The 15707-nt window shown below is 74.3% G+C and carries 13 protein-coding genes and 4 pseudogenes; 8 read left to right on the forward strand and 9 right to left on the reverse strand.

All coding sequences use genetic code 11. The annotated features are described in order from the left end of the window. The first annotated feature begins 75 nt into the window (after window positions 1–75). Window positions 76–1800 carry a helix-turn-helix domain-containing protein gene (locus PH190_RS14050; RefSeq protein WP_274232146.1) on the forward strand — a complete coding sequence of 575 codons (1725 nt, stop codon included), beginning with the start codon at window positions 76–78 and terminating at the stop codon, window positions 1798–1800. Here PH190_RS14050 and PH190_RS14055 read toward each other — a convergent pair. The 3 genes and pseudogenes from PH190_RS14055 to kce form a co-directional block, all read right to left on the reverse strand. Beyond that, window positions 1760–2185, reverse strand: a pseudogene (locus PH190_RS14055) (substrate-binding domain-containing protein); the annotation flags it as partial. The gene PH190_RS14050 and the pseudogene PH190_RS14055 sit on opposite strands and share 41 nt — an antisense overlap. A gap of 35 nt (window positions 2186–2220) precedes the next feature. Next, a pseudogene (locus PH190_RS30795) lies at window positions 2221–2847 on the reverse strand (LacI family DNA-binding transcriptional regulator); the annotation flags it as partial. Between the two features lie 15 nt (window positions 2848–2862). Then, window positions 2863–3795: a 3,5-dioxohexanoate:acetyl-CoA acetone transferase gene (kce, locus tag PH190_RS14065; RefSeq protein WP_274232148.1), complete on the reverse strand. Its 933-nt coding sequence runs from the start codon at window positions 3793–3795 to the stop codon at window positions 2863–2865. 307 nt (window positions 3796–4102) lie between these two features. Between kce and PH190_RS14070 the strand changes: the two genes are divergently transcribed. Genes PH190_RS14070 through PH190_RS14085 form a run of 4 tightly spaced genes read left to right on the forward strand, consistent with a single transcriptional unit; the run spans window position 4103 to window position 8817 of the window. Beyond that, a complete protein-coding gene (locus PH190_RS14070; protein WP_274232149.1) occupies window positions 4103–5002 on the forward strand; it encodes an FAD binding domain-containing protein in 900 nt (299 codons plus the stop codon). Further along, window positions 4995–5504, forward strand: coding sequence for a (2Fe-2S)-binding protein (locus PH190_RS14075; protein ID WP_274232150.1), 510 nt, complete (start codon window positions 4995–4997; stop codon window positions 5502–5504). The genes PH190_RS14070 and PH190_RS14075 overlap by 8 nt, the downstream gene beginning before the upstream one ends. Then, on the forward strand, window positions 5501–7927 hold the full coding sequence (locus tag PH190_RS14080) for a xanthine dehydrogenase family protein molybdopterin-binding subunit (RefSeq protein WP_274232151.1): 2427 nt from the start codon (window positions 5501–5503) through the stop codon (window positions 7925–7927). The genes PH190_RS14075 and PH190_RS14080 overlap by 4 nt, the downstream gene beginning before the upstream one ends. Continuing rightward, window positions 7924–8817, forward strand: a complete 894-nt coding sequence (locus PH190_RS14085; RefSeq protein WP_274232152.1) for a cyclase family protein — start codon at window positions 7924–7926, stop codon at window positions 8815–8817. The genes PH190_RS14080 and PH190_RS14085 overlap by 4 nt, the downstream gene beginning before the upstream one ends. A gap of 4 nt (window positions 8818–8821) precedes the next feature. Here the strand turns inward: PH190_RS14085 and PH190_RS14090 are convergent, their stop codons facing one another. The 4 genes from PH190_RS14090 to PH190_RS14105 form a co-directional block, all read right to left on the reverse strand. Beyond that, window positions 8822–9178: a PRC-barrel domain-containing protein gene (locus PH190_RS14090; RefSeq protein ID WP_274232153.1), complete on the reverse strand. Its 357-nt coding sequence runs from the start codon at window positions 9176–9178 to the stop codon at window positions 8822–8824. 11 nt (window positions 9179–9189) lie between these two features. Then, window positions 9190–9651: a hypothetical protein gene (locus tag PH190_RS14095; protein WP_274232154.1), complete on the reverse strand. Its 462-nt coding sequence runs from the start codon at window positions 9649–9651 to the stop codon at window positions 9190–9192. A 141-nt stretch (window positions 9652–9792) separates the two neighbouring features. Beyond that, complete coding sequence (mnmA, locus tag PH190_RS14100; RefSeq protein ID WP_274232155.1) at window positions 9793–10869, reverse strand: tRNA 2-thiouridine(34) synthase MnmA; 1077 nt, start codon at window positions 10867–10869, stop codon at window positions 9793–9795. 70 nt (window positions 10870–10939) lie between these two features. After that, window positions 10940–12127: a cysteine desulfurase family protein gene (locus PH190_RS14105; RefSeq protein ID WP_274232156.1), complete on the reverse strand. Its 1188-nt coding sequence runs from the start codon at window positions 12125–12127 to the stop codon at window positions 10940–10942. Window positions 12128–12830: 703 nt separating this feature from the next. Here PH190_RS14105 and PH190_RS30800 point away from each other — a divergent pair. From PH190_RS30800 to PH190_RS14115, 3 genes and pseudogenes are all read left to right on the forward strand, one after another. Continuing rightward, window positions 12831–13130: pseudogene (locus PH190_RS30800) on the forward strand (cytochrome P450); the annotation flags it as partial. Between the two features lie 68 nt (window positions 13131–13198). Beyond that, window positions 13199–13405 (forward strand): annotated as a pseudogene (locus PH190_RS30805) (cytochrome P450); the annotation flags it as partial. 15 nt (window positions 13406–13420) lie between these two features. Next, complete coding sequence (locus PH190_RS14115) at window positions 13421–13582, forward strand: hypothetical protein (RefSeq protein WP_274232158.1); 162 nt, start codon at window positions 13421–13423, stop codon at window positions 13580–13582. Between the two features lie 178 nt (window positions 13583–13760). Here PH190_RS14115 and PH190_RS14120 read toward each other — a convergent pair whose 3' ends face one another. Together PH190_RS14120 and PH190_RS14125 are read right to left on the reverse strand one after the other, a co-directional pair. Next, entirely contained in the window at window positions 13761–14720 is a 960-nt protein-coding gene (locus tag PH190_RS14120) for an electron transfer flavoprotein subunit alpha/FixB family protein (RefSeq protein WP_274232159.1), read from the reverse strand. Between the two features lie 29 nt (window positions 14721–14749). Continuing rightward, window positions 14750–15532 carry an electron transfer flavoprotein subunit beta/FixA family protein gene (locus tag PH190_RS14125; protein ID WP_274232160.1) on the reverse strand — a complete coding sequence of 261 codons (783 nt, stop codon included), beginning with the start codon at window positions 15530–15532 and terminating at the stop codon, window positions 14750–14752. Between the last annotated feature and the right edge of the window lie 175 nt (window positions 15533–15707).

Raw genomic sequence — 15707 nt, forward strand, 5'->3', positions numbered from 1 at the left:
TGACGTGGAGCACAGGGTCGTCCGGGGTCCGCGGCTACGCTATGGCTGCCCGACCAACGGGGACGGGGGTTCGTTGTGCTCGCGACGCACGCGCAGTGGATGACGGCGGCCGCGGACATCCTGCGGGCGCTCAACGCGGACGAGCCCCGCGAGGCCCTGCTGAGCCGCATCGCACGGCACACCTGCACCCTCGTGCGCACCGACTCGTGCTCGGTGATGCTGCTCGACGCCTCCGGCGAGCGACTCGTCCTGGAGGCCGGTCACGCGCTGACCGAGCGCTACCGCCGCGACCTCGAGGCGCAGGCACCGCTGCTGGTCCACCCCCGGCGGCGGGAGTCCGACCTGCCCGCCGCCCGCGCCGTCCGCGAGCGGCGCACGGTGCTGCTGCCCGACGTGGGCGCCACCGAGGCGACCTGGCCGTGGCGCGAGCTCGCCCTGGCCGAGGGCATCCGATCGGTGCTCGCCGTGCCGCTCGGCGGCGCCGACGGGCAGGCGGACGGGCAGGCGGACGGGCAGCCGGACGGGCGGGCCGGTGAGCTGGCCGGCGTGCTCGTCGGCTACACGGGCCGCGTGCGGGAGTTCGCCCCGGACGAGCTCGCGGCCGCCGAGCTCATGGCCCAGTACGCCGGGACCGTGCTGACGACGGCCGCGCTGCGGGCCACCCAGGAGGCGACCATCCGGCGCCTGGAGCGGGCCGAGCAGCAGGACCGCGACGTGATGCGCCTCCTGCTCGACGACGCCGGGCTCGACGGCGTCCTCGACGCCCTCGCCACCGCGGTCGACGCGTCGGTGGCCCTGGAGACCCCGGAGGGCTCCCCGCTCGGCCGGGCCGGGCCGGAGCTGGCCGGGGTGCCGCCGGTCGTGCGGAGCCGGGCGCTGCGGCGGGCGCTGGCCGCCGTGGACGACCACCGGAGCACGGTGCGCGCGCCGCTGGGCGACGCGGTGTGTGCCTGGGTGGTGCCGATCGTCGTCGCCGGGGGGCTCGCCGCGCGCCTGTGGGTGGCGAGAGGCGACGGGTGGGCCGACCGGTCGGTGATCGAGCGCTTCTCGCTGCTCGTGGCGCTGGAGCTGCTCACGCACCGCCAGGCCGTCGAGGCCGAGCTGCGGCTCACCCGCGACCTCGCGGTGGAGCTGGTCACCGGCACCGGCGACGAGCGCAGCCTGCTCGCGCGCTCCGACGCCCTGCACCACGACCTGCGCCGCCCGCACACCGTCGTCCTGGCCCCCGCCGGCGTCGCGCCCGCGACCCTGCTGGGTGGGTCACCGCTGGTCGGCGAGCACGAGGGCGCCCTCGTCGTCCTGGTCCCGGAGGGCGATCGGGCGGAGCTCGCGGCGGCCTTCGCCGGGAGCGACGGGCCCGTCGTGATCGGGCCGACGGTGACCGCCACGGACGGCTATCCCGCGGCCTGGCGGACGGTCCGCACCGCCCACGCGCTGGCCGTCGGGGCCGGGGCGGGCGGCGTGCTCGACCTCGACGACCTCGGGGTCGCGGCGCTCCTGCTCGAGACCGGCACCCCCGACGGCCTGCGCCGGCTCGCCGACCACCGTCTCGGCGCGCTCGAGGAGCACGACCGCACCCGGGGCACCGATCTCGTCGCGACGCTGCGGGCCTGGCTGCGCGGCGGGTGCTCCACGGCGGACACCGCCCGTGCGCTGCACGTGCACCCCCACACGGTCAGCTACCGGCTGCGCCGCGTCGCGGAGCTCGCCCGCTGCGACCCCCGACGTCAGGACGGCCTGTTCGAGCTGCAGGTCGCGCTCATGGTGCGCGCGGTGCAGGCCTGCGCGACGCGGCCGTGACCGATCGGGGGCAGCCGCAGCTCGTCCCGATGCGCAGGGTGTGGGGCACCGTCTCGGTGAGCGCCCCGCCGCCCCGCCCCTCGATGCGCCGGATGAGCTGTTCCACCGCGGCCTGGGCGATGAGGCGCCGGGAGAGCGTGACGGTCGTGAGCTCGGCCAGCATCGAGGCGCCGGGGAAGACCCCGTCGATGCCGGTGACGGCGACGTCCTCGGGCACCCGCAGGTCGTGCTCGCGCAGCGTCCCGATGACCCCGGAGGCGATGGCGTCGGACCCGCAGGCGATGGCGCGGGGACGTCGTCGGCGTCGACGAGGTGCTGCGCGACCCGCCGCCCGCCCTCGGCGTTGAGGAACGCGACGAACCGCCGGTGGGCGGGCAGCGGGACCCCGAGCTCGGCGGCGGTGGCGACGAACGTGCGGGCCCGCTCCGCGGAGGACGACGAGCTCCGGGTCCCGGTGACGATCGCGAGGTCCGTGTACCCGTGGCCCAGCAGGTGGCCCAGGATGTCCACCGAGAGCGCCTTCTCGTCCATGCCGACGAAGTCGGCCCGCAGGCCCGGGATGCGGCGGGTCACCTGCACGAACGGTGTCCCGGCGCGGCGGAGCAGGCGGATGGCGTCCCCGTCGTCGGTGTGCAGCGAGGTCAGGACCATCCCGTCCACCCGTCGGGCGATCATCGTCCGGACCACGGTGTCGAGCGTCGTGGAGCTCTCCTGGGTGTGGGCGACGAAGACCTCGTAGCCCTGGGCGCGGGCGACGTCGATCGTCCCCGCCGAGAACTCGGAGTAGAACGGGTTGCTGATGTCGGTGAGGACGAGCCCGAGCACGCGGGAGGGCTCGGGCTCGGCCGCCCGCTCGTAGCGGTCGAGGGGATGGCCGAGCTCGGCGGCGGTCGCGAGCACGCGGGCCCGCACCTCCGCCGAGACGCCGGGCTTCCCGTTGAGCGCGTAGGAGACGGTCGCGGCCGACACCCCGGTGCGGCGGGCGACCTCGGCGGCCGACACGCGCAACGCGCGGACGCCCGCGCGGGGGCGTGTGTCGCCGGTCACGCCGACAGCCTGCCGTCAGAAGCCGACCGCGTCACGGCCCTTCAGCCCCAGGACGGACCGGGCCTCGTCCGGCGTGGCGGTCTCGAGCCCGAGCCCGCCGAGGATGTCCCGGACGCGCGTCACCTGCTCGGCGTTGCCCTCGGCGAGCCGCCCCGGGCCGATCCAGAGCGAGTCCTCGAGCCCGACGCGGACGTGCGAGCCCGCCGCGGCACCGATGGCGGCCAGCGGCATCTGGTGGCGGCCCGCGCCGAGGACCGACCACTCGTGGCCCTCGGCGAACAGGCGGTTCGCGGTCCGGCGCAGGTGCATGAGGTCCTCGGGGTGGGGCCCGATCCCGCCGAGCAGCCCCATCACGGTCTGGACGAACAGCGGGCCCTGCGTCAGGCCCCGGTCGCGGAAGTGCGCGAGGTTGTAGAGGTGGGAGGTGTCGTAGCACTCGAACTCGAAGCGGGTGCCGCCCGCCCGCCCGATCTCCAGCACGGTCTCGATGTCGGCGAAGGTGTTCTTGAAGACGAGGTCCCGGCTCTTCTCCAGGTGCTCGCGCTCCCAGGCGTGCTCGAAGTCGGTGAACCGGCCGAGCATCGGGTAGAGGCCGAGGTTCATCGACCCCATGTTGAGCGAGGCCAGCTCGGGCGCGAACTCCCGGGCCGGGCGCATCCGCTCGGCCACCGTCATGTGGGGCGAGCCGCCGGTGGTCAGGTTGATGACCGCGTCGGTGTGGCGCTTGAGCTCCTCGAGGATCGGCACGAAGTGGGCCGGGTCCTGGGACGGACGGCCGTCGCGCGGGTCGCGGGCGTGCAGGTGGATGATCGCGGCGCCGGCCGCCGCGGCACCCAGGGCGGCCTCGGCGATCTCCCCCGGCGAGACGGGGAGGTACTTCGACATCGACGGCGTGTGGATGGCACCGGTCACGGCACAGGTGATGATCACTTTGCGCGCTGCGGGCATGGCGACCGCCTCCGACGTCGAGACAGCGGGAGAGAGGGCGGCGTGAGCGTCGGGCCGCCGTCGGCCGTTAAGCAACGTTAAGCCCGGCCGTCGCAGCGGGCAGCGCCGTTCGGACGCCGCGGGCCGAGCCGTCCAACTTAACGTTGCTTAAGCCGGGCAGGACCGGCCAGCATCGTCAGCGGTGTGACCTGGGGCACACCTCGCGGTCCGAGCTGCCGGCACCGACATCACACCACCCCGCCGGCCTCCCCCTCCCCGACCCGCCCGCCGGGGCGCCGGTCGCGCACACCAGCACCCGGAGGTGCTCATGAAGCCTGCGCCGTTCGAGTACGCGGCACCACGGGATCTCGACGAGGCCCTCGACGTCCTCGCCGAGCACGGCGACGACGCCCGGGTGCTGGCGGGCGGGCAGAGCCTCGTGCGGATGATGAACGCCCGCCAGGTCAGCCCGGCCGTCGTGGTCGACATCAACCGCGTGCGGGGGCTCGACGCGCTGGGCGTCACCAACGACAACGGGTCGTCCACCCTGAGCCTCGGCGCCACGGTCCGCCAGCGCACGAGCGAGCTCTCGGGGGACGTCGCCGCCCACGCCCCCCTGCTGGCCGAGGCCGGCGCGCACGTGGCCCACGCGCCGGTGCGTGCCCGCGGCACGGTGGTCGGCAGCGTCGCGTTCGCCGACCCGTCCGCCGAGCTCCCGGCCGCCCTGCTCGCCCTGGACGGTCTTGTCAAGATCCGCAGCCGTGCCGCGGAGCGCACCGTCGCCGCCGACGACTTCTTCACCGGCCCGTTCCGCACCGCGCTGGCCGCCGACGAGATGGTGGTCGGGGTCGAGGTGCCCGTCACGGCCGGCCGCTCCGGCAGCGCCTTCGTCGAGCTCACCCGCCGCCAGGGCGACCTGCCGGTGTGCGGGGCCGCGGCGGTGGTCGGCCTGGGTGACGACGGCCGGGTCGCGCAGGCCCGGGTCGCGCTGTGCGGCGCCCACCAGCGGCCCGTGCGCGTCCCCGCCGTCGAGTCCGCGGTCGTGGGCGCCGACGAGCCGTCCCCGTTCACCGAGGCCGCGGCGCGTGCCGCCGACGGCCTGGACCCCGTCCCGAGCTGCCACGGCTCGGCCGACTTCCGTCGCCACCTCGCCCGCGTGCTGACCGCCCGGGCCCTGAGCACCGCCTTCGCCCGCGCGACCTCGCCGAAGGAGACCACCCATGCCTGACAAGGTCCGCATCCGGATCACCGTCAACGGCACCCGCCACGACCTCCTCACCGAACCGCGCACCCTGCTCGCCGACCTGCTCCGGGGCGACCTGGCCCTGCCGGGGACGCACCTGGGGTGCGAGCAGGGCGTCTGCGGCGCGTGCACGGTGCTCGTCGACGACGTCGCGACGCGGTCCTGCCTGGTCTTCGCCGCGCAGCTCGACGGCTCGTCGGTGCGCACCGTGGAGTCGCTGGCCGGGGCCGACGGCACGCTGCACCCGATCCAGCAGGCGTTCACGCAGGAGCACGGCCTGCAGTGCGGCTTCTGCACCCCCGGCATGCTGATGGGCGCCTGCGAGCTGCTCGAACGCGTCCCCGAGCCCGACCGCGAGGACGTGGAGGAGGCCCTCGGCGGCAACCTGTGCCGCTGCACCGGCTACCAGAACATCGTCCGGTCGGTGTGCGCGGCCGGCCGCCTGATGGCCGACGAGAAGACCGAGCAGAGCGGGGTCCGGGCATGAGCATCGTCGAGGAGCCCGTCACCGAGACCCGCCGCTGGGTGGGGCAGAGCGTCGCGCGCAAGGAGGACCCGAAGCTCCTGACCGGGCGGGCCGGCTACATCGGCGACGTCGTCCTGCCCGGGATGCTGCACGGCGCGGTCCTGCGCAGCCCGCACGCCCACGCCCGGATCGTCTCGATCGACACGTCGGAGGCCGAGGCGCTGCCCGGCGTGGTCGTGGTCCTCACCGGCGCGGCGGCCGCGGAGCTCGTGGACCCGATGCCGGCCTTCTGCGCCGAGCCGGTCGAGCAGCGCGCCATCGCCGTCGACCGCGTGCGGTACCCCGGCGAGGCCGTCGCCGCCGTCGCGGCGACCGACCGCTACACCGCCGAGGACGCCTGCGCGAAGATCCGCGTCGAGTACGAGCTCCTGCCCGCGCTGGTCGACCCGGTCGCGGCGATGGAGCCGTCGGCGACGCGGGTCCACGAGACGCTGGACTCCAACGTCGTCTTCCACCGCAGCCTCGACTGGGGCGACGTCGACGGCGACCTCGCCCGCGCACACACGGTGGTGCGGTCGAGCGCACGGTGGCACCGGATGGGCGCCCACCCCATCGAGACGGCCGGCGCGGTGGCCTCCTGGGACCCCTACGGCCAGTCGATGACGGTGTACTCGAACAGCAACTTCATCAACTTCCTGCCGTGGGCGTTCGCCGGGATCCTGCGGGTCTCGACCAACCGGCTGCGCATGATCCCGTGCACGGTCGGCGGCAGCTTCGGCAGCAAGCACCTGATCACCAAGGTCGTCTCGATCACCGGGGCGCTCAGCAAGGCGTGCGGCCGGCCCGTCCAGTACCTCGAGGACCGCACCGACAACGTCGCGGCGAACGACAACGTCGGCTGCGACCGGATCTACGACGCCGAGCTCGCGCTGGCCGAGGACGGCGAGATGCTCGGCCTCGTCCTGCGGATCATCGACGACTACGGCGCCTACTTCCAGTTCGCCCACGGCCAGCACGGCAACGCGGTGGCCCAGCCCGTCGGCCCCTACCGCATCGGCAGCTTGCGCTACGACGTCTCGTGCGTGCTGACCAACAAGGTCCAGCAGGGCTTCTTCCGCGGCGCGGGCGCGGACCCGGGCAACTTCATCCTCGAGCGCCTGGTCGACAAGGCCGCCCTCGAGATGGGCATCGACCGCGTCGAGCTGCGGCGGCGCAACTTCATCCGGCCCGAGCAGTTCCCGTACAAGATCCCGACGGGCAACGTCTACGACAGCGGCGACTACGAGGCCGTCCTCGACCGCGCGCTCGAGATCGCCGGGCTGGACCGGTGGCGCGAGGAGCAGGAGCGGCTGCGCGCCGAGGGCCGCTACCTCGGCATCGGCCTGGCGAGCTGCCAGGAGCGCTCGGGCTACAACGCCTCGGAGTGGTGGTTCCTCTACGGCGACGAGGCCCCGCTGCCGGCGACCAGCACCCCGGAGAGCTGCAAGATCGACGTCGACGCCATGGGCGGCGTCCGCGCCACGATCGGCTGCCCGCTGTGGGGCAACAGCCCCGAGACCGTGGTCGGGCAGGTCGTCGCCGAGGAGTTCGGGATCGACCCGTCGTCCGTCTCGGTCGCCTACGCCGACTCCACGAGCGGCGCGATCTCGGCCGGTCCCGGCGGCAGCCGGGTCACGATCATGCTCTCGGGCGCGACCCGCGGCGCCGCGCGGACGGTCAAGGACAAGATGATCCGCGTCGCGGCGAGCGCGATGGAGATGGACCCCGAGGACGTGGAGTGCGTCGAGGGCGTCTTCCGTGCGAAGGGGGCGCCGGGCACGTCGATGACCATGGCCGAGGTCGCGATGCGGGCCCACCTGTTCAACGACGGCACGAGCGAGGCCGAGAGCAGCGGCCTGGTCGCGGTCCACACCTACGACCACCCGTACTTCACGCCGCCCACGGCCGACCGCAGCGACCTCGGCGCCTTCTACCCGATGGTGTCGCACGCCTGCCACATCCCGATCGTCGAGGTCGACCCCGAGACCGGGCAGGTGACCCTGCGCGCCTACTACGTGGTCAACGACTGCGGCACGGTGATGAACCCGGCCCTGGTCGAGGGGCAGGTCATCGGCGGCATCGTGCAGGGCATCGGCGCGGCGCTGATGGAGGAGTACCGCTACGGCGCCTCCGACGGGGAGCTCGAGACGCCGACGTTCCGGGAGTACCTGCTGCCGAGCATGCACGAGGTCCCCGAGATCGTGCTCGAGCACCTGGAGACGCCCTCGCCGTTCACCGAGTACGGCGTGAAGGGCGCCGGGGAGGGCGGCCGGCTGGTCGCGCCGACGGCGATCGCGAGCGCCGTGGACGACGCGCTGCGCCCCCTCGGGGTGTGGGTCGACGAGCTGCCCATGACGCCCGAGCGCGTGGTCGGCATGGTCGCCGACGCGCAGGGGCGCCGATGACCGCGGTCGACCCGGAACGCGGGCCGGCGGCCTTCCGCCGTCCGGAGGAGATCCTCGCCGCGCTGGCGCTGCCCACGCGCGGCGAGGTCTTCTCCCTGGCGGTGCCGCGGTTCACCGACATGCCGCTGTTCGGCGCCCACCCGCCGTTCCGGGTGAGCATGGCGCGCACCCCGGGCGGGCTGCGCGCCGAGGGGGCCCAGCCGTGGGGCCCGCGCAACGGCGTCGGCTACGGGTACATGGCCGAGCTGCTCAGCGCGACGTCCCACAGCGGCGCCCACGTCGACGCGCTCGCCCACGTCACCATCGGCGACGACGACCACTGGTACGGCGGCGGCAACCCGCGCGAGCACCTCGGCGACAGCGGCCCGCGGCACGGCGACGCCTCGAAGCTGCCGCCGTTCGTCACCCGCGGGGTCCTCATCGACGTGCCGGGCCACCGGGGGGTGGACGCGCTGCCCCGGTCGTCGGTGGTGGACGCCGACGAGATGGCGGCCGTCGCGGCGCACCAGGGCGTCGAGGTGAGAGCCGGGGACGTGGTGCTCGTCCGCACCGGCTACCTCGGGCACTGGCCGGACACCGAGGCGATGACGCGGCACGCCACCGCCGGTCCCGACCTCTCCGCCGCCCGCTGGATGCTCGACCGCGGGGTGGTGGCCGCGGGCAGCGACACCGAGACCTTCGAGGTCCAGCCGCCGCCCGACTACGGCGACCCCGCCAACCCGCAGCCGGTCCACAGCCTGCTGCTCATCGAGCACGCGATCTATCTCTTCGAGTCCATCTACCTCGAGGAGCTCGCGCGGGCCCGGGCGTACGAGTTCCTCTTCGTGGCGCTCCCGCTCAAGATCCAGGGTGCGACGGGCTCGATGCTGGACCCGGTGGCGATCGTGTGACGGGTCAGCGCCGCGCCAGCCGACGCGCCGCGCCGGGCGAGGCCGCCGCGAGCCCGTAGTGCTCGAAGATCGCCGGCTCGTCCTCGGCCGCGAGCTCGCCGTCGGTGTCGATCGACGGAGCGTGCTTGGCGAGGTCCTTGGCCACGGTCACGCGCACGTGGTCGGGCGCGACCGTCGCCCCGGCGAGCGGGACGAACGCGAGCCGCCGACGCCCGATCATGCCGACGATCACCGTGGCGAACGCCGGCTGGTCGGAGACGGTGTCGACGTAGATCGCCTCGAGCTCGCCGATCTTGCCGCCGGCGGGGTCGACGACGTTCTTGCCCTGCCAGTCGCGGATGTTCTCGGCCTCGAAGCCCATGGGCGCAGACCCTAGCGGCGCGGCGCCGACAGGACGCGGACCGCGAGGGCCTCGGTGATCCCCAGTCGGGGCGTGTTCTGCCGCGCGCGCTCGGCGATCTGCCGCGGCGAGAGACCCATGTCCGCGTAGAGCCGGACGACGTTCTCCTGGGCGGGGGTCCAGGACGGTCGCGCGGCGCGCGCCGCGACCGGGCGCCGCGGGGGACGGCGCGGCGCCGGGACCCGGGGGGTGTCGACGGGCGCGGTGCCGAGGCCGGTGTTCTTCGTGGCGAACTCGCCCGCGGCGGCGCGCGCGGCGATCTCGTCGGGCTCGGCGACGCGGAAGGCGTCGCCGCTCTTGTTGACGGCCACCGCGGTGACCGTCGGGCCCCGGCGGTACTGCGCCTGGCAGTCCGGGGCGGTGCAGTAGGTGTATCCCAGCTCGGCGCGCTCCGCGGGGATCGCGCGGCCGCACCCGATGCAGTTCGTGGTCATGCTGACACCGATCCTACTCCGCCGGCGCCATGTCCTTCGGCTATCGCGGGCGGCTCCCGGCGGTGATCAACGGGGCCTTCGCGCGCCTAGAAGCAGCGAACAGCGCGTTCGTTGCGTCCGGGGTGGGCGTCCGGGACCGGGTCAGCGGCCGGTCGACGCGATGGTGGCGCTGCCCAGGACGACGTCCCCGCCGGGCTCGGGGCGGTAGAACACCGCCGCCTGGCCCGGGGCGACACCGCGCAGGGGCTCGGCGAGCACGACCTCGACGCCCTCACCGTCCGCCCGCACCGTCGCCGGCGCCAGGCCCCCGTGGGCGCGGACCTGGACGACGCACGCCACGGCGTCGGCGGGCGCCCCGGCCAGCCACACCGGGTCGGTGGCGCGCAGCGTCGTGACGTCGAGGTCCTCGGCCGGCCCGACGCGCACCGTGCGGCTCACGGGCTCGAGGCCCAGCACGTAGCGCGGCCGCCCGTCCGGCGCGGGGCGGGCGATGCCGAGGCCGTGGCGCTGGCCGACGGTGAAGTCGTGCACGCCGCGGTGGTGGCCGACGACGGCCCCGCTCGGGTCGACCATCTCCCCCGGCGCCGCGTCGATCCGCTCGGCGAGGAAGCCGCGGGTGTCGCCGGAGGGGATGAAGCAGATGTCGTGGCTGTCGGGCTTCTCCGCGACGACGAGCCCGCGCGCCGCCGCCTCGGCGCGCACCTCGGACTTCACGCTGTCGCCGAGCGGGAACAGGGCGCCGTCGAGCTGGTCGGGGCGCAGGACGCCGAGGACGTAGGACTGGTCCTTGTCGGGGTCGGCGGCCCTCCGCAGTACCCCGTCCGCGGAGAGCCGCGCGTAGTGGCCGGTCCCCACGGCGTCGAACCCCAGCGCGCGGGCCCGCTCGAGCACCGCCGAGAACTTGATCTTCTCGTTGCACCGCAGGCACGGGTTCGGCGTGCGGCCCGCGGCGTACTCGGCGACGAAGGGCTCGACGACGTCGTCGCGGAACCGCGCGGCCATGTCCCAGACGTAGAACGGGATGTCGAGGACGTCGGCGCAGCGCCGGGCGTCGCGGGAGTCCTCGATCGAGCAGCAGCCCCGCGCGCCCTCGCGCATCGTCGCGGGCTTCGCCGACAGCGCCAGGTGCACGCCGGTGACCTCGTGGCCGGCGTCGCGCAGCCGCGCCGCCGCGACCGCCGAGTCGACCCCGCCGCTCATGGCGGCGAGGACCCTCACGGTGCGCTCCGCGCAGGTGAGCAGAAAGAAGTGCTCCAGCACCTCTTTCTGCTCACGTGCCGAAGGCACCTCACGAGTGCGCCAGCGCGTCCCCGGCCCGGCGGGCGCGCTCGACGACCGGACCGATCGCCTCGACCACCGCGTCGACGTCGGCGCCCGTGGAGTTGTGGCCCAGCGAGAAGCGCAGCGAGCCGCGGGCGAGGTCCTCGTCGAGGCCCATGGCCAGCAGGACGTGGGACGGGCGGGCGACGCCGGCGGTGCAGGCCGAGCCGGTGGAGCACTCGATGCCCCGGGCGTCGAGCAGCATGAGCAGGCTGTCGCCTTCGCAGCCGGGGAAGGACAGGTGGGCGTTGCCGGGCAGGCGCTCGCCGGGCCGGTCGAGCGGGACGCCGTTGAGGCGGGCGTCGGGGACCTCGGCGGTGACGCGGGCGACGAGGTCGTCGCGCAGCCCGGTGAGCACCGCCGTGCGGCGTTCGACGTCGGCGACGGCGGCGCGCACGGCGGTCGCGAGGCTCATCGTGCCGGGGACGTCGAGGGTGCCCGAGCGGACGTCGCGCTCCTGCCCGCCGCCGTGCAGCAGCGGGGTGCAGACGGCGTCGCGGCGCAGCAGCAGCGCGCCCGCCCCGACCGGCCCGCCGAGCTTGTGCCCGGTGAGCGACAGCGCGTCGACGCCGGACGCCGCGAAGTCGACGGGCACGGCCCCGACGGCCTGGACCGCGTCGGTGTGGAACGGCACTCCGGCCTCGTGGGCGACCTCGGCGAGCGCGCGGACGTCGTTGACGGTGCCGACCTCGTTGTTCGCCCACATCACGCTGACCACCGCGACCTCGTCGGGGTGGGCCGCCAGCACCTCGCGCAGGGTCTCGGGCAGCACGCGGCCCTGGGCGTCGACGGGCAGGACGTCGAGCGTCGCGCCCTCGTGCCCGGCGAGCCACTCCGCGGCGTCGAGCACCGCGTGGTGCTCGGCGGCGGACACCACGACGCGGGTGCGGCGGGCGTCGGCGGCCCGGCGCGCCCAGTAGAGGCCCTTGACCGCGAGGTTGTCGGCCTCCGTGCCGCCGGTGGCCAGCACGACCTCCGAGGGCAGCGCGCCGACGGCCGCCGCGATCGTCTCGCGGGACTCCTCGACCGCCCGGCGGGCGCGGCGCCCGGCCGAGTGCAGCGACGACGCATTGCCGACGCGCCCGAGCGCCTCGGTCAGGGTGGCCGCCGCCTCCGGCAGCATCGGCGTGGTCGCCGCGTGGTCCAGGTACGTCATCGACCGGCCAGCGTAATCCCCTCGTGCACCGCCGGTCTCCCCCGCGGTCCTCCGGGGCGAGGACGCGTCGCGGCGGACCAGCGGCGCGGCTCCTCGCTCACAAGGGTCGAGCACGGCACCGAGCACGGACTGCGTGGTGATCCGGCCGCGCGGGCACTAGCGTCGCGGCCGGTCACGCCCGCCCGCCGCCGGAGGTCGCATGCCGCGAGACGTGAGCGACGAGACAGCCGGCTACTGGGCCCCGTGGTGCCCCGCGGGCGCCCACGACGACGCCGAGCACCTCCGCGAGCACTTCGACCCGCTGTCGGAGAGCCTCACGCGGGGCCGGTACGTCCGGATCGCCGGCGAGATGGCGCGGCAGTGCCCCGTGACGCGCACCGACGGGTTCGGCGAGGGCATCTGGACCGTCTCGGGCTACGCCGAGCTGCAGGAGCTGCACCGCCAGGAGGACTCCGCGTTCTCCGCGTTCCCGGTGCTGCTCCAGCACTTCGGCAACACGCGCCCGATGATCCCGATGGAGTCCGACCCGCCGCTGCACCGGCAGTACAAGCAGATCATCGCTCCGCTGTTGTCGCGGTCGGTGCAGACCGACAAGGAGCCCGCCTACCGCGCGATCGCCCGCGACCTGATCGCCCGCTTCGTCGACCGCGGGCGGTGCGAGGTGTTCGGCGAGCTGTGCAACCCGATGACCGCGCACGCGCTGATGGACGCGCTGGGCGTGCCCGGCCCCGACCGCGAGCGCCTCGCCGACCTCGCCGTCGCGCTCGTGCGGGGCCGCGCCGAGGGCGGGAACCAGGCCGAGGCGATCTACGCGTACTTCACCGACCTCGCCGCGGCCAAGCGCCGCGAGCCCGGCGACGACCTCGTCACGGCGTTGACCACCGCGACGGTCGACGGGCGCCCGCTCACCGAGGAGGAGATCCTCGACTACTGCGTGATCCTGCTGCCGGCGGGCTTCGAGACCACGGCGAGCTCGATGAGCTTCGTCCTCCTGCTCCTCGCCGAGCACCCGAGCTCCAGGACGAGCTGCGCCGCTCCCCCGAGCGCATCCCCGACGCCCTCGAGGAGCTCATGCGCCTCGCGACGCCGACGCGCTCGCACACGCGGACCGTGCTCACCGAGACCGAGATCGGCGGGCACCGGATGCGCGCCGGCGAGCGCGTCTACCTCAACTGGGCGGGCGCCAACCACGACCCGCGGACCTTCGACCGTCCCGAGGACCTCGACGTCGACCGCCGGCCCAACCGGCACATGGCCTACGGCTTCGGGCCGCACCTGTGCGTGGGGATGCACATGGCGCGCGCCGAGCTGAAGGTCGCCGTCGAGGAGGTGCTGACGGCGATGGAGGACATCGCGGTCGAGGACCCGGCGGCCGTGGTGGAGGAGATCGGCACGACCTGGGCGCTGACCCACCTACCGCTGACGTTCACACCTCGCCGGCCCGGCGGTCGATAGGCCCCGAGATCACCAGGTCGAGACGCACCTCATCGCGGGGCTCCGGGGTGCCTTCCGACCTGCTGATCTCCGCGGGCGCCCCGCGGGCGCCCCGCGGGCCGCCCCGGCGAACGAGCGAAGGGCCCCCCCGCTCGAACAGGTCGAGCGGAGGGGCCCTCCGGTTAGTCCGGGTGCGCCCCTACGAGCTGCGCTTCTTGACCTCCTCGGTCAGCTGCGGGCTGATCGAGAACAGGTCGCCGACGACGCCGAAGTCGGCGATCTCGAAGATCGGCGCCTCGGGGTCCTTGTTGACCGCGACGATGGTCTTCGAGGTCTGCATGCCGGCGCGGTGCTGGATCGCGCCGGAGATGCCGAGCGCGATGTAGAGCTGCGGCGAGACCGTCTTGCCGGTCTGCCCCACCTGGAACTGGTTGGGGTAGTAGCCGGAGTCGACGGCGGCGCGGGAGGCGCCGACCGCGGCGTGCAGCGAGTCCGCGAGGGTCTCGACGACGTCGAAGTTCTCCGCCGAGCCGACGCCGCGGCCGCCGGCCACGACGACGTTGGCCTCGGTGAGCTCCGGACGGTCGCCGCCGACGATTGGCTGGCGGTTCGACACCTTGCCGGACTTCGCCTCGTCGATCGCCGGGACCTCGACGGTCTCCTGCGTGCCGGCGCCGGCCTGCTCCTCGATCTCGATCGAGCCGGAGCGCCACGAGATCACCGCGGTGTCGGTGGTCGCGCGGGACTGGACCGTGAACGCACCACCGAAGATCGAGTGGGTGCCCTCGCGCTGGCCGTCGACCTCGACGAGGTCGTTGAGCCAGCCGGAGTTGGTCCGCACGGCCAGGCGGCCCGCGACCTCGCGGCCGTCGGCGCCCGCGGGGACGAGCACGGCCGGCGGGGAGACCCGCTCGACCAGCGTGGCCAGTGCGTCGACCTGCGGGGTCGACAGGTAGTTCACCGCGTCGTCGGACTCGGCGACGTAGACCTTCTCCGCACCGTGCGCGGCCAGGCCCTCGGCGAGCTTCGCCGCCGTGCCCGGGGTGCCGACGACGACCGCCGACGGCTCGCCCAGGCGGCGCGCCGCCGTGAGCATCTCGTAGGTGTTCTTCTTGATCTCCCCGTCGACGTGGTCGACGAGGACCAGGACCTCGGCCATGGTTCTCCTCTCGGTGTCGGTGGGGTGGATCAGATGAGCTTCTGGCCGACGAGGAACTCGGCGATCTTCGCGCCGCCGTCGCCCTCGTCCTCGACCTTCTGGCCGCCCGACTTCGGGGGCCGCGGGGCGAAGGAGTCGACCTGGACCAGGGAGCCCGCGAGACCGACCTCGTCCGCGGAGAGGCCGAGGTCGGCGATGCCGAGCGCGTTCACCGGCTTCTTCTTCGCGGCCATGATCCCCTTGAACGAGGGGTAACGCGGCTCGTTGATCTTCTCGCCGACGCTGACGACGGCGGGCAGCGACGCGGTGACGTCGCAGGTGCCCTCGTCGGTCTCGCGCTTGATGCTCGCGGTGCCGTTCTCGACGGTCAGCTCGTTGGCGTGGGTCAGCGACGGCCAGCCCAGCACCTCGCCGAGCATGCCGGCCATCGCGCCGCTGCGGCCGTCGGTGGCCTCGTTGCCGGCGAGCACGAGCTGCACGTCGTCGACGGTGCCGATGGCCTTGGCCAGGATCTTCGCCGTGGTCACGGCGTCGGAGCCGTGGATGGCCTCGTCGTTGACGTGGACGGCCTTGTCGGCGCCCATCGAGAGGGCCTTGCGGATGGCGTCGGTGGCGCGGTCGGGGCCGACGGTCAGGACGGTGACCTCGGCGTCGCCCGACTCCTTGATCTTGAGCGCCTCCTCGACGGCGCGCTCGTTGATCTCGTCGAGCACCGCGTCGGACGACGCGCGGTCGAGCGTCTTGTCGGCGTCGGAGAGGGTGCGCTCCGACCAGGTGTCGGGCACCTGCTTGATCAGCACGACGATGTTCATGGGCCTGCTGCGACCTCCTGTGCTCGCATCCGTCCCGAGGGACGCTGTTACCGCCCGGTAAGATACTCGTCGGTAACTTACCTTCTGCCCTGACTCTCCCACGCCCGGTGCCCATCGGCAGCGTGGCGAACGCCTCTCATGTTACCGACGAGTAGGGTGTAGGGCCTTACCCGTG

The sequence above is a fragment of the Actinomycetospora straminea genome, from assembly GCF_028737255.1.
Lineage (GTDB): Bacteria > Actinomycetota > Actinomycetes > Mycobacteriales > Pseudonocardiaceae > Actinomycetospora > Actinomycetospora straminea.

What these genes read in the sequence shown, in the direction of transcription:
- kce (WP_274232148.1), bottom strand. Translation starts at nt 3,795, where the DNA reads ATGCCCGCAGCGCGCAAAGTGATCATCACCTGTGCCGTGACCGGTGCC.
- PH190_RS14070 (WP_274232149.1), top strand. Translation starts at nt 4,103, where the DNA reads ATGAAGCCTGCGCCGTTCGAGTACGCGGCACCACGGGATCTCGACGAG.
- PH190_RS14075 (WP_274232150.1), top strand. Translation starts at nt 4,995, where the DNA reads ATGCCTGACAAGGTCCGCATCCGGATCACCGTCAACGGCACCCGCCAC.
- PH190_RS14080 (WP_274232151.1), top strand. Translation starts at nt 5,501, where the DNA reads ATGAGCATCGTCGAGGAGCCCGTCACCGAGACCCGCCGCTGGGTGGGG.
- PH190_RS14085 (WP_274232152.1), top strand. Translation starts at nt 7,924, where the DNA reads ATGACCGCGGTCGACCCGGAACGCGGGCCGGCGGCCTTCCGCCGTCCG.
- PH190_RS14090 (WP_274232153.1), bottom strand. Translation starts at nt 9,178, where the DNA reads ATGGGCTTCGAGGCCGAGAACATCCGCGACTGGCAGGGCAAGAACGTC.
- PH190_RS14095 (WP_274232154.1), bottom strand. Translation starts at nt 9,651, where the DNA reads ATGACCACGAACTGCATCGGGTGCGGCCGCGCGATCCCCGCGGAGCGC.
- PH190_RS14105 (WP_274232156.1), bottom strand. Translation starts at nt 12,127, where the DNA reads ATGACGTACCTGGACCACGCGGCGACCACGCCGATGCTGCCGGAGGCG.
- PH190_RS14115 (WP_274232158.1), top strand. Translation starts at nt 13,421, where the DNA reads ATGGCGCGCGCCGAGCTGAAGGTCGCCGTCGAGGAGGTGCTGACGGCG.
- PH190_RS14120 (WP_274232159.1), bottom strand. Translation starts at nt 14,720, where the DNA reads ATGGCCGAGGTCCTGGTCCTCGTCGACCACGTCGACGGGGAGATCAAG.
- PH190_RS14125 (WP_274232160.1), bottom strand. Translation starts at nt 15,532, where the DNA reads ATGAACATCGTCGTGCTGATCAAGCAGGTGCCCGACACCTGGTCGGAG.